This window comes from Saccharopolyspora dendranthemae (genome assembly GCF_007829955.1).
GTDB lineage: Bacteria > Actinomycetota > Actinomycetes > Mycobacteriales > Pseudonocardiaceae > Saccharopolyspora > Saccharopolyspora dendranthemae.
Genome location: NZ_VIWX01000004.1, coordinates 269627 through 283994, shown reverse-complemented (window position 1 = coordinate 283994; position 14368 = coordinate 269627). Strand labels below are relative to the sequence as shown.

The following is a 14368-nucleotide window of genomic DNA, read 5'->3' as shown; positions in this document are numbered from 1 at the left end:
GATGGCGATGGGACTCGGCTGGTCCGCCGCGCTGGAGCACCCGCAGCGCTGGGGCGGTTCGATCGACGTGCCCGAGGAGCTCGACCAGCGCAGCGCTCGCCGGTTCGCGGGCGTCCTGGCCCAGCCCGGCGACGAGGACCAGTTCGCCGTGCGCGTCAACGGCGTGCTCACCCGACGCGTCGTGCACGCCCCGGCGCGATCCGACCGCTCCGAGCCGTGGACGCCGCGCGGCACGACGATCATCACCGGCGGCACCGGCACGCTCGGGCCGCACGTCGCCCGCTGGCTCGCCCACCTGGGCGCCGAGCACCTGGTGCTCACCAGCCGCAGCGGCCAGGACGCGCCCGGCGCCGCCGAACTCGCTCGCGAGCTGGCCGAACTCGGCACCCCGACGACGGTCGTCGCCTGCGACGTCGCCGACCGCGACTCGGTCGCCGCACTGCTCGACCGGCTCAGCGCCGAAGGCCATCAGGTGCGCGCGGTCCTGCACGCGGCCGCCACCATCGGGCTGCACCCGATCGACGACGCCACCGCCGACGTCCTCGCCGAGGTGCTGAGCGCCAAGGTCCACGGCGCGCGGAACCTCGACGCCCTGCTGCCCGACGACCTCGACGCGTTCGTCCTGTTCTCCTCGGTCTCGGGCATGTGGGGCAGCGGCGACCACGCCGCCTACGTGGCCGGCAACGCCTACCTCAACTCGCTGGCGGCCCACCGCCGCGCCCGCGGTCTGCGGGCGACCGCGATCTCCTGGGGCATCTGGTCCGACGACCTCGGTCTCGGCCGCGTCGATCCGGAGCAGATCCGCCGCAGCGGACTGGAGTTCATGAAGGCGCGGCTGGCGCTGGGTTCGTTGCAGCGGGCGATCGAGGACGACGAGACCGAACTCGCCATCGCGCACGTCGCCTGGGACCGCTACCACCCGGTGTTCACCGCGGCGCGGCCGACGACCCTGTTCGACGAGATCTCCGAGGTCCGCAGGCGCAACGCCGCAGCGGAGCAGGCCGCGACGAGCGACGGCGGGGCGGTCGCGCGGTTGCGCGCGCTTCCGGCCGGCGAGCGCGGGCAGGCCGTGCTGCAGCTGGTGCGTTCCGAGGCCGCCACGGTGCTCGGGCATTCCAGCCCGGACGCGCTGCCGGAGGACCGGGCCTTCCGCGAGGTCGGCTTCGACTCGATCACCGCGGTGGATCTGCGCAACCGCCTCGTGGCGGCGACCGGCCTGCGGCTGGCGACCACGATGGTCTTCGACCACCCGAGCGTGCTGGCGCTCACCGACCACCTGCTCGCCGAGATCGGCGGCGGCGACACCCGGCACGACGCGCCGGTGGTCGCCGCGGTCGCCGAGGACGAGCCGATCGCTATCGTCGGCATGGCCTGCCGCTATCCCGGCGGTGTGAGCTCACCGGAGGACCTGTGGCGGCTCGTCGCCGACGGCGTCGACGCCATCTCCGGGTTCCCCGCGGACCGCGGCTGGGACGGCTTCCTGCACGACCCGGACCCGGACCGGCCCGGCAGCACCTACTCGGTCCAGGGCGGATTCCTGCACGACGCAGCGGATTTCGATCCCGGCTTCTTCGGCATCAGCCCGCGCGAGGCGCTGTCGATGGACCCGCAGCAGCGCTTGCTGCTGGAGACCGCGTGGGAGGCGATCGAGCGCGCGGGCATCGACCCGCACCGGTTGCGCCGCAGCCTCACCGGCGCGTTCATCGGCGCCAGCTACCAGGACTACTCGGCAGGTGCCGGTGGGGCGGCCCCCGACGAGGGGCACATGATCACCGGCGCGCTCTCCAGCGTCCTGTCCGGGCGGATCAGCTACCTGTTCGGCCTGGAAGGGCCTGCGGTCACCCTGGACACTGCGTGCTCGTCGTCCCTGATGGCGCTGCACCTCGCCTGCCAGTCGCTGCGCGGCGGGGAGAGCTCGCTCGCCCTCGCGGGCGGGGTGAGCATCATGTCGACCCCGGGCGCGTTCGTCGGCTTCAGCCGTCAGCGGGCGCTGGCCGCGGACGGCCGCTGCAAGGCCTACTCCGACGCCGCCGACGGCATGACGCTGGCCGAGGGCGTCGGTCTGGTCCTCCTGGAGCGGCTCTCCGACGCGGAGCGCAACGGTCACAAGGTCCTCGCGGTGGTGCGGGGCAGTTCGGTCAACCAGGACGGCGAGTCGAACGGCCTCACCGCCCCGAACGGTCTCGCGCAGCAGCGGGTCATCCGCCAGGCGCTGGCGAACGCGCGCCTGCAACCGTCCGATGTGGACGTGGTGGAGGGGCACGGGACCGGTACGGCGCTGGGCGACCCGATCGAGGCGGACGCGCTGCTGGCCACCTACGGCCAGGGGCGTGAGCGCCCGCTCCTGCTCGGCTCGATCAAGTCGAACATCGGTCACACGCAGATGGCCTCCGGCGTCGCCAGCGTGATCAAGATGGTGCAGGCGTTGCAGCGGGACGTGCTGCCGCGGACGCTGCACGTCGAGCAGCCGTCCACGAAGGTGGACTGGGTTCCCGGCGCCATCGACCTGCTCGCCGAGGAAACCTCCTGGCCGGAGGCAGGTCGCCCGCGCCGAGCTGCGGTGTCCTCCTTCGGGCTCAGCGGCACCAACGCCCACGCCATCCTCGAACAGGCGCCGGCGGTCGAGCAGCCGGACGCCGAGCAGCGCGAGCCGGTCGGCGGAACCGTCCCGGTGCTCGTCTCGGCGCGAGCGGCGGGGGCGCTGCGCCAGCAGGCGGCCCGGTTGCTGGAACTGCTCGACGACCAACCGGACGCGCACCTGACCGACCTCGCCGGCACGCTCGCGACCGCGCGGTCGACGTTCGAGCACCGCGCCGCGGTGATCGCCGAGGACCGCGACGGCCTGGTGCGCGGCCTGACCGCGCTGCGCGACGACCAGCCCGAGGCCGCGCTGGTGCGAGGCGTGTCGACGCGCGGCCGCACCGCTTTCCTGTTCTCGGGACAGGGATCGCAGCGGCTGGGCATGGGCCGCGACCTCCACGAGCGGTTCCCGGTGTTCGCCGACGCCTTCGACGAGGTGTGCGCCCACCTGGACTCCCGGCAGGACCGGCCGTTGCGCGAGGTCATGTGGGGCGAGGACGCTGAGCTGCTCAATCGCACGGAGTTCACGCAGCCGGCGTTGTTCGCGGTCGAGGTGGCGCTGTTCCGGCTGGTGGAGTCGCTGGGCGTCACCCCGGATCAGCTGGTGGGGCATTCGGTCGGTGAGATCGCGGCGTCTCATGTGGCGGGTGTGCTGTCGCTGGAGGACGCCTGCGCGCTGGTGTCGGCGCGGGCGTCGTTGATGCAGGCGTTGCCTGAAGGTGGCGCGATGGTGGCGGTGCAGGCCGGTGAGGCCGAGGTGTTGCCGCTGCTGTCCGAGGGTGTGTCGATCGCTGCGGTGAACGGCCCCGATTCGGTGGTGCTGTCGGGTGTCGAGGGCGAGGTGCTGGAGCTCGCGCAGCGCTGGAAGTCGCAGCGTCTCACGGTTTCTCACGCGTTCCACTCGCCCTTGATGGACCCGATGCTGGAGGACTTCCGGGCCGTCGTGGAGGGGTTGACCTTCCGCGAACCGGAGATCCCGCTCGTGGTCGCCGGTGACGTGACCTCGCCCGAGCACTGGGTGCGGCACATCCGCGACGCCGTGCGCTTCGCCGACAACGTCGCACAGCTCGAGCAGCGGGACGTGCGCGCGGCGCTGGAGATCGGCCCCGGCGGGACGTTGAGCGCCCTCGCGCAGGAAATCCTGGGTGCCGACGCCGTTCTCGCCCCGGCTCTGCGCTCCGACCGCGACGAGGTGCCCGCCCTGCTCGCCTCGTTGGCCCTGCTCCACGTGCGCGGAACGGGTGTTGACTGGCCGGCGTTCTTCGACGGCAGCGGAGCCCGGGCCGTCGACCTGCCCACGTACCCGTTCCAGCACGAGCGGTTCTGGCCGGAGGCCGCCGCCCCCGCCGACGAACCCGCCGAGACGGCGGTATCGCTCGACGAGCAGTTCTGGGACGCGGTGGAGCGCGAGGACTTCACCGCGCTCGCCGAATGGCGTCGCAGGCACCAGATGTCCGAAGTGGATTCCTGGCGCTACGGCGTGACGTGGCGACCGGTCACCACCACCGCGATGCCGACCGGTCGTTGGCTCGTGCTCCAGAACCCCGGGCAGCGCGCGCACGACCTCCTGGACGGCCTCGGTGTCGACACCGTCCGCTTGGAGATAGCCGGAACCGATCGCGATGAGCTCGCCCGAGCCCTGCACGACCTCGACGACTCCTTCAGCGGCGTGCTGTCGCTGCTCGCGCTGGAAGCGGACCTGCACGAGGGCCTGACCCGCACCACCGCTGCCGCCCAGGCGCTGGGCGACAGCGGGGTCGAGGCACCGCTCTGGGTCGCCACCCGCGGCGCGGTCGCCGCAGGCACCCGCGATGCGGGCCCGGCACCCGATCAGGCGGCGGTGTGGGGACTCGGGCGCGTCATCGCGCTGGAGCACCCGCAGCGCTGGGGCGGTCTCATCGACCTCCCGCAGCAGCTCGACCGCAACGCCGTGCGCCGACTGGCCGGTGTGCTCGCCGGGACCGGTGAGGACCAGGTCGCGGTGCGGCCCTCCGGCGTCTACGCCCGCAGGCTCGTGCGCAGCGAGGCCGACGACCAGGCCGGCCGCGAGTTCCGGCCGGGAACGGTGCTGGTCACCGGCGGGACGGGGGCGCTCGGCGCCCACGTGGCGCGCTGGCTCGCCGAGGCGGGCGCGGAACACCTGCTGCTCGTGGGCACGCGCGGCGCGAACGCGCCGGGCGCCGCGGAGCTCGCGCAGGAGCTGGGGGACCGGGTCACGATCGCCGCCTGCGACGCCGCCGACCGCGACGCCCTCGCGGCCCTGCTCGCCGAACACCACGTCACCTCGGTGTTCCACGCGGCCGGTGTCGTCGAGGACGCGCTGGTCGACTCGCTCACGTCCGAGAGCTTCGCGAACGTCCTGCGCACCAAGGCGATCGCCGCCCGCAACCTGCACGAGCTCACCGGCGACCTCGACGCGTTCGTGCTGTTCTCCTCCACCGCCGGGGTCATCGGCGCGGCAGGGCAGGGGAACTACGCTGCCGCCAACGCCTTCCTCGACGCCTTCGCCGAGATGCGCCGTGCGCAGGGCCTCGCGGCCACCTCGATCGCGTGGGGACCGTGGGCCGGTTCGGGCATGGCGGTCGACGAGGGCGTCGAAGAACGGCTGCGGCGAGGCGGCTTCGCCCCGATGCCGCCGAAGCAGGCGATCGCCGCGCTGCAGCGCGCGATCGAACGCGGCGACACCTCCCTCACCGTCGCCGACATCGACTGGTCGCGGTTCCTCCCCGGCCTCACGCACCTCCGCCCCGCGCCGCTGGTGAGCGACCTGCCCGAGGTGCGGCGGGTGTCGATCGGCGCGGAGTCGGCGGCCGAGCAGCAGCCGGAGCCGCTGCGCGAACTCGCCGGGCTGCCCGAGGCCGACCGTCGCCGGGCGGTCCTCGACCTGCTGATGGCGCACGTCGCAGGGGTGCTGGGCCACGCGCGGGCCACCGAGATCGACCCGGACCGCGCGTTCCGGGACCTCGGCTTCGACTCGCTGACGACGCTGGAGCTGCGCAACCGGCTCGCCGCGGCGACCGGTCTGACGCTGCCCGCCTCGCTGCTGTTCGACCACCCGACACCGGTGGACCTGGCGGAGTTCCTGCTCGGCGAAGCCGTCGGCGCCGCGGGGACCGAACCGGCGGTGATCACGCGGACCGGTACCGGTCCGGCAGCGGACGAGCCGATCGCGATCGTCGGGATCGGCTGCCGCTTCCCCGGGGGCATCGGTTCGCCGGAAGAGCTCTGGCGGCTGCTCCTCGACGGCGAGGACACGGCGGGCCCGTTCCCGGACGACCGCGGATGGGACCTGACGGCCCTGGACGCCGGTGCGTCGGCCACCCGCGAGGCGAGCTTCCTGCGCGGTGCCGCGGAATTCGACGCCGCGTTCTTCGGGATCTCGCCCCGCGAAGCGATGGCGATGGACCCGCAGCAGCGACTCGTGCTCGAAACCGCGTGGGAGTCACTGGAACGCGCGGGAATCGACCCGGTGTCGTTGCGCGGCAGCGAAACCGGTGTCTTCGTCGGCACCAACGGCCAGGACTACGAGCACGTGCTGCGCCGCTCGCAGGACCTCGACGTGCTGGGCTACCTCGCCACCGGCAACACGGCGAGCGTCATGTCCGGCCGCCTCGCCTACGCGCTCGGACTGGAAGGTCCTGCGGTCACCGTCGACACCGCGTGCTCGTCGTCGATCGTCGCGATGCACTGGGCCGCGGGCGCGCTGCGCGGCGGCGAGTGCTCGCTGGCGCTCGCCGGCGGTGTCTCGGTGATGTCCAGCCCCGATTCGTTCGTCGAGTTCACCGCGCAGGACGGGCTCGCGCCCGATGGCCGGTGCAAGGCCTTCGCGGACGCCGCCGACGGGACATCGTGGTCCGAGGGCGTCGGCGTGCTCGTGCTGGAGCGGTTGTCCGACGCGACCCGCAACGGCCACGAGGTGTGGGGTCTGCTGCGCGGTTCGGCGGTGAACTCCGACGGCGCGTCCAACGGACTCACCGCGCCGAATGGCCCGTCGCAGCAGCGGGTGATCCGCAACGCGCTGGCCGACGCGGGCCTGTCCTCGGCGGACGTGGACGCGATCGAGGCGCACGGCACCGGCACCACCCTGGGCGACCCGATCGAGGCCCAGGCGCTGCTGGCCGCGTTCCGCGATCGGGACCGCCCGCTGTGGCTGGGTTCGGTGAAGTCGAACCTCGGTCACGCGCAGGCCGCCGCCGGTGTCGCCGGTGTGATCAAGATGGTCATGGCGATGCGGCAGGGGATCCTGCCCAGGACGGTGCACGTCGACGAGCCGACCTCGCACATCGACTGGGATTCCGGCGCGCTGTCGCTGCTCACCGAGGCGGTCGAGTGGCCGGAGACCGGCCGTCCGCGAGTGTCGGGCGTGTCGGCGTTCGGTTTGTCCGGCACCAACGCCCACGTCGTGCTGGAGGGCGTCCCGGAGCGGGACGCGGCCACCGCGCAGCGGGGTGTGACGCCCGCGCCGTGGCTGGTCAGCGGGAAGACCGCGGCGGCGCTGCAAGCCCAGATCGAGCGGGTGCGGGGTGCCGAGGGCGAGGCGATCGACGTCGCCTACTCGCTGGCGACCAGCCGCTCGGCGTTCGCGCACCGGGCGGCGCTGATGCCGGCCGATTCCGGTCCGGTCGAGCTGGCCCGGTGCGTCGTGCGGCGCGGAGGAGCGAGCGCCTTCCTGTTCTCGGGGCAGGGCGCGCAGCGCGTCGGGATGGGCCGGGGCCTCTACGACCGGTTCCCGGTGTTCGCCGACGCGCTGGATGAGGTCCTCGACCAGCTCGATCCGCAGCTGCGCGAGGTCATGTGGGGCGAGGACGCCGACGCGCTGAACCAGACCGGCTTCGCGCAGCCCGCGCTGTTCGCGGTCGAAGTGGCGCTGTTCCGGCTGGTGGAGTGGCTGGGCGTCACACCCGACCACCTCGTGGGGCATTCGGTCGGTGAGATCGCTGCCGCGCACGTGGCGGGCGTGCTGTCGCTGGCCGATGCCTGCGCGCTGGTGTCGGCGCGCGCGTCGTTGATGCAGGCGCTGCCTGAAGGTGGCGCGATGGTGGCGGTGCAGGCCGCCGAGGCCGACGTGCTGCCGCTGCTGACCGAGGGTGTGTCGATCGCGGCCGTGAACGGCCCCGATTCGGTGGTGCTGTCGGGTGTCGAGGGCGAGGTGCTGGAGCTCGCGCAGCGCTGGAAGTCGCAGCGTCTCACGGTCTCCCACGCGTTCCACTCGCCCTTGATGGACCCGATGCTGGAGAACTTCCGGGCCGTCGTGGAGCGGTTGGTCTTCCACCAGCCCAGCATCCGGCTCACCACCGGCGGTGACGTGACCTCGCCGGAGCACTGGGTGCGGCACGTCCGCGACACCGTGCGCTTCGCCGACGACGTGGACGCGGCGCGCGAGGCCGGGGCGACGAGGTTCGTCGAGATCGGTCCCGACGGGCCGCTCTCCGCGCTCGTCGAGGGCAGCGTCCCGCTGCTGCGCCGGGACCGCGACGAGCAGCAGGCCTTCGCCTCCGCGCTGGGCCGGATGTTCACCGAGGGCCACGACGTGAACTGGGAGTCCTTCTTCGAGGGCACCGGAGCGCGCCGGATCCACCTGCCCACCTACGCCTTCCAGCGCGAGCGCTACTGGCCGGACACCGTCGCCGGGACCGTCCTCGACCGCCCCGGGCAGGAGAACTGGCTCTACACCACGACCTGGACCCCGGTCACCGGAACCGGTCTCGCGCCGGGAACGTGGCTCGCGCTCGTGCCGGCGGGCGACGCGTGGGCGGCGGCCGCCGCCCACGCGCTCGGCGACGACGTGGTGCGCGCCGAGACCGTCGGCGAGGCGCCGGCTCAGGACTTCGCCGGAGTCGTGTCGCTGCTGGGAACCGGACCGGACGAGCTGCTGGAAGTGCTGGCCGGTGCCGGGATCACCGCCCCGCTGTGGTGCGTGACGCGCGGTGCCGTCGCCGTGGCCGGCGAGCCGCTGCGCGGCACCGCCCAGGCCCACGTCTGGGGTGCGGGACAGGTCGCGGCGCTGGAGCACCCGGACCGCTGGGGCGGCCTGATCGACCTGCCCGAGGTCGTCGACGGCTGGCTCGGGCAGGTCCCGGACGACGAGAACGAGGTCGCGATCCGCGCCGACGGCGTCCACGCCCGCCGACTGGTGCGCGTCGCCTCGGCGGAGGAGGCCTGGAAGCCGCGGGGAACCGTCCTCGTCGTCGGCGGGACCGGCCCGATGGGCGAGCTCGTCGCCCGCTGGCTGACCGACAACGGCGCCGACCACCTCGTGCTCACCGGCGCCGAGGAACCGTCCGAGGAGATGCGGGAGCACCCCGCGACCGTCGCGATCTGCGACACGGCCGACCGCGACGGACTCATCGCGCTGCTCGACGGCGTCGACGACCTCACCGCCGTGGTGCACGCGGGCGAGGAGCACGCCGAGGCACCCGAGCACGCGCTGGCCGGGCTCGCGCACCTCGACGAGCTGCTGGGCGAGCGCGACCTGGACGCGTTCGTGGTGCTGGGCTCCATCGCGGGAACCTGGGGCGTGCGCGGGGGTTCGCCGCAGGCGGCCCACGACGCGCGGCTGGAAGCGTTCGCGCGCCGTCGCCAGAGCCGTGGCCGCCCGACCCGTTTCGTCGCCTGGGGACCGTGGGCCGAGACCACCGACCGGAGCATGAGCTCCCACCTGCGCCTCAGCGGCCTCCCGGCCGTCCCCGCGCAGCGGTCGCTGACCGCGCTGGGACGTGTGGTGGCGGGCCAGGAACCCGCCGTGGCCGTCGCCGACGTCCGCTGGGAGACCTTCGCCGGAGCGCTCGGCGAACGCGCCGTGCTGTTCTCCGGGATCCCCGAAGCCCGCGCGGTGCGGACCGGGGAGCCCGATGCGGAACCGGCGATGCGGCAGGAGCTGCTCGCGATGCCCGAGGGACGGCGTCGCAGCGCGGTGCTGACCCTGGTGCGCGAGCGTGCGGCCGCCGTCCTCGGCCACGGCGACTCCGACGCCGTCGAGCAGGACGCGCCGTTCCGCGACCTCGGCTTCGACTCGCTCACCGCGGTCGACCTGCGCAACCAGCTCACCGGGGCGACCGGGCTGGCCCTGACGGCGACGTTGGTGTTCGACCACCCGACGCCGACCGAGCTCGCCGATCACCTGCTCGCCGAGCTCACCGGCGAGACCGACGCCCCGGTCGCGCTGCCGGTCGGGCCCGCGGCGGACGAGCCCATCGCGATCGTCGGCATGAGCTGCCGCTACCCCGGCGGCGTGCGGTCCCCCGAAGACCTGTGGCGACTGCTGGTCGACGAGGTCGACGCCGTCGGTGAGATGCCCGCCGACCGCGGCTGGGACCTCGGGGCGCTGTTCGACGAAGGCCGCAGCGCCACCCGCTGCGGCGGATTCGTGCACGACGTCGCCGACTTCGACCCGGACTTCTTCTCCATCTCGCCGCGCGAGGCGCTGGTGATGGACCCGCAGCAGCGGCTCGTGCTGGAAGCGGCGTGGGAATCCCTGGAACGCGCGGGGATCGACCCTGGCCGGTTGCGCGGCAGCGCCACGGGCGTGTTCGTCGGCGGCGGCAGCGGCGAGTACCGGGCACCGGCGGAGATCACCGGCATGGAGTGGCAGACCGCGCAGTCCGCGAGCCTGCTCTCCGGCCGGGTGGCCTACGCGTTCGGCCTGCAGGGGCCGACGGTCTCGGTGGACACCGCGTGCTCCTCCTCGCTGGTGTCGCTGCACCTCGCGGCGCAGGCGCTGCGCTCCGGTGAGTGCTCGATGGCCCTGGCGGGCGGTGTCACCGTGATGGCGACACCGGTCGGGTTCGTCGAGTTCAGCGCGCAGGGCGCGCTTTCGCGCGACGGCCGGTGCAAGGCCTTCTCCGATGCCGCCGACGGGACCGGCTGGTCCGAGGGCGTGGGAATGCTGGTGCTGGAACGGGTTTCCGACGCCGAGCGGCACGGGCACCAGGTCCTCGCCGTGGTCCGCGGCTCGGCCATCAACTCCGACGGCGCCTCCAACGGCCTCACCGCTCCCAGCGGTCCCGCGCAGCAGCGGGTCATCCGGCAGGCGCTCGCCACCGCCGGCCTCGAACCGTCCGATGTGGACGCGGTGGAGGCCCACGGGACCGGTACCGAGCTCGGCGATCCGATCGAAGCGCAAGGACTTCTCGCGACCTACGGGCAGGACCGGGAGCGGCCGCTGTGGCTGGGTGCGGTCAAGTCCAACATCGGCCACACCCAGGCCGCTTCCGGAGTCGCCGGGGTGATCAAGATGGTGATGGCGATGCGGCACGGCGAACTGCCCAAGACGCTGCACGTCGACGCGCCGTCGTCGCACGTGGACTGGGAGTCCGGTGCGCTCGAGCTGCTGACCGAGCGGACCGGCTGGCCGGAGGCGGGGACTCCGCGTCGTGCCGGTGTGTCGTCCTTCGGTGCCAGCGGCACCAACGCGCACGTCATCATCGAGCAGCACGCCCCGCGTCGCGAGGAGGACGGCGGAGCCGCCGCGGTTCCGGTGACGGAAGTGCTGGTGCCGGTGTCCGGCCGCACCCCGGCGGCGCTGCGCGAGCAGGCCCGTCGTCTGCTCGGGCACGTGCGTTCCGGTGCGTTCCCGCTCACCGACGTCGCGTGCTCGGCGGCGACGACGCGAGCCGCCTTCGAGCACCGCGCCGGCGTGCTCGCCACCGACCACGAGGAGCTGGTCGACGGTTTGACCGCCCTGGTCGACGACCGCAGCGCGCCGGGGGTTCTGCGCGGTGAAGCCGCGCGCAACCGCAAGCTCGCCTTCCTGTTCTCGGGGCAGGGCGCGCAGCGCGTCGGGATGGGCCGCGGGCTTCACACCCGGTTCCCGGTGTTCGCGGACGCGCTGGATGAGGTCCTCGACCAGCTCGATCCGCACCTGCGCGAGGTCATGTGGGGTGAGGACGCCGAGCTGCTGAACCGCACGGAGTTCGCGCAGCCCGCGCTGTTCGCGGTCGAGGTGGCGCTGTTCCGGCTGGTGGAGTGGCTGGGCGTCGAGCCGGATCACCTCGTGGGGCATTCGATCGGCGAGATCGCGGCTGCGCACGTGGCGGGCGTGTTCTCGCTGGCGGACGCCTGCCGGTTGGTCTCGGCGCGGGCGTCGCTGATGCAGTCCCTACCCGAGGGCGGGGCGATGGTGGCGGTGCAAGCCGCCGAAGCCGACGTGCTGCCGCATCTGACCGACGGCGTGTCCATCGCGGCCGTCAACGGGCCCCAATCGGTGGTCCTGTCGGGCGTCGAGAGCGAGGTGCTGGAACTCGCTTCGCGCTGGAAGCCCAAGCGCCTGAGCGTGTCCCACGCGTTCCACTCACCGCTGATGGACCCGATGCTCGACGACTTCCGGGCCGCGGTCGCGGAGGTGTCCTTCCACGAGCCCCAGATCCCCCTGGCCTCCAGCGGTGATGTGACCTCGCCGGAGCACTGGGTGCGGCACGTGCGCGACACCGTGCGCTTCGCCGACGGCGTCGACGCGGTCCGCGAGTCCGGCGTCACCGGTTTCGTCGAGATCGGTCCGGACGGCCCGCTCTCCGCGCTCGTCGAGGGCAGCGTCCCGGTCCTGCGCCGGGAACGCGACGAGGAAGCGTGGTTCACCTCCTCGCTGGGCCGGTTGTTCGTCGACGGCGTGACCGTGGACTGGTCGGCCTTCTTCGAGGGCACCGGGGCGCGGCGGATCGACCTGCCCACCTACGCGTTCCAGCGCCAGCGGTACTGGCCGGACGCGCTGTCCCAGCCCACCTCCGCCGGTGCGCACGACGCCGACGACCACGCGTTCTGGGACGCCGTCGAGCGCGAGGACTTCCCCTCGCTGGAGAACGTGCTCCAGGTCGACGGCGCCGCGCTGTCCCAGGTGCTGCCCGCGCTGCTCGACTGGCGCAAGCAGCACCAGGACCTCGCCGAGGTGGACCGCTGGCGGCACCGGATCGCCTGGCGCCCGCTCGGCGGAGCGCACCCCGGCGAACCGACCGGGACGTGGCTGGCCGTCGTTCCCCGCGACGCCGACGAGCAGGTCACCGCCGCGGTGAACGCTCTCGGCACCGACACCGTCCTCGTCGAGGTCGACGCCCCCGACCGCGACGCCATCGCGGACCTCCTGCGCTCCTACGACACCGAGTTCGACGGCGTGGTGTCCCTGCTGGCGCTCACCTCGCCGTCCGGCGGCTCGGTGCCCGACGGCGTGCTGCTCACCGCCGCGCTGATCCAAGCGCTCGGCGACGCCCGGATCACCGCCCCGCTGTGGTGCGTCACCCGGCGCGGGGTGTCCACGGGCGCCTCCGACGAGCTCGACGACGTCACCCAGGGCGCCGTGTGGGGCTTGGGCCGGGTCGCCGCGCTCGAGCACCCGGAGCGCTGGGGCGGTCTCGTGGACCTGCCCGGTCAGCTCGACGACGGTGCAGCGACCCTGTTCCGCGCGGTGCTGTCCGGAGTGGACGGTGAGGACCAGGTCGCCGTCCGCGCGGGCGGTGCGTTCGCCCGCAGGCTCGTGCCCGCACCCGCGCCCACGTCCGAGCAGAAGCCGACCGCCGCGTGGAAGCCCTCCGGGACGGTGCTCATCACCGGCGGCACCGGTGCCCTCGGCGGGCACGTCGCCCGCGCGCTGGCCCGGGACGGCGCCGAACACCTCGTGCTCGCCAGCAGGCGCGGACCCGACGCGCCAGGGGCCGACGAGCTGCGCGACGAACTCCGCTCGGCGGGCGTCGGCGTCACGATCGCCGCGTGCGACGTCGCCGACCGCGCCTCGCTGGAGGCGCTGCTGGCCGAGATCCCAGGACCGCTGACCGGCGTTGTGCACACCGCCGGTGTCATCGACGACGGAGTGCTGGACCGGCTGACACCGGAGCGGTTCCAGGAGGTCTTCCGCACCAAGGTCGACTCGGCGCTGCTGCTGGACGAGCTGACCTCGGACCTGACGGCCTTCGTGCTGTTCTCCTCCGCCTCCTCGGCCGTCGGCAGCCCCGGCCAGGCGAACTACGCGGCCGCCAACGCGATGCTCGACGCGCTGGCCGAACGTCGCAGGTCCGGCGGTCTGCCTGCGACCTCGATCGCCTGGGGCGCCTGGGGCGGCGGTGGCATGGCCGGTTCCGCCGAGGCCGAGCAGAGCGCTCAGCGCGCCGGGATCATCCCGATGGACCCGGAGCTCGCCTGCACGGCGCTGCGGCAACTCGCCGTCGAGTCCGGGCCGACCGCGGTCGTCACCGCCGTCGACACCGGGCGCTCCGGCCGTCCCGCCCGCCCGAGCCCGCTGATGCGCGAGCTCATCCCCGACGACGCCCCGGAGGCGAGCGGGCCGCAGGAACCCGCGCTGCCGGAGCAGATCCGCGCGCTGGAGCCCGAACGGCGCTCGGACGTGGTGCTGGAGCTGGTGCGGACGCTCTCCGCCGCGGTGCTCGGCCAGCAGGACGTCGAGGTGGTCCGCCCCGACCGGCCGTTCCGGGACCTCGGGTTCGACTCGCTGGCGGTGGTGGAGCTGCGCAACCAGCTGGGCGCGGCCACCGGCCTGAGCCTCGCTTCGACGCTCGTGTTCGACCACCCCACACCGGCCGACCTCGCCGAGCACGTGCTCGGCGAGCTGCTGCCCGACTCGGCGGCGTCGGCGACCCGGGCCGACGACGAGGAAGCCGAGATCCGCCGGTTGCTCGGGAAGGTCCCGCTGTCGCAACTGCGGGAGATCGGCGTGCTGGAGCCGCTGCTGCAGCTGATCAGCCGGGAGGACGAGACCTCCGGCGCCGACGAGACCTCCCACGACGACGGCATCGACTCGATGTCCGTCGATGACCTGGTGCAAGCCGCACTCGACGGCCAGGACTGA

1 protein-coding gene (only partly in view) is annotated in these 14368 nt (G+C 73.6%); it reads left to right on the top strand.

Translation table 11 applies throughout. The annotated features are described in order from the left end of the window. Positions 1–14368 carry the 3' portion of a type I polyketide synthase gene (locus FHU35_RS19565; RefSeq protein ID WP_246110424.1) on the top strand. 12701 nt of this gene lie to the left of the window's left edge, so the window shows 14368 of its 27069 coding nt (coding positions 12702–27069); its start codon lies off the left edge, out of view; it ends in the stop codon at positions 14366–14368.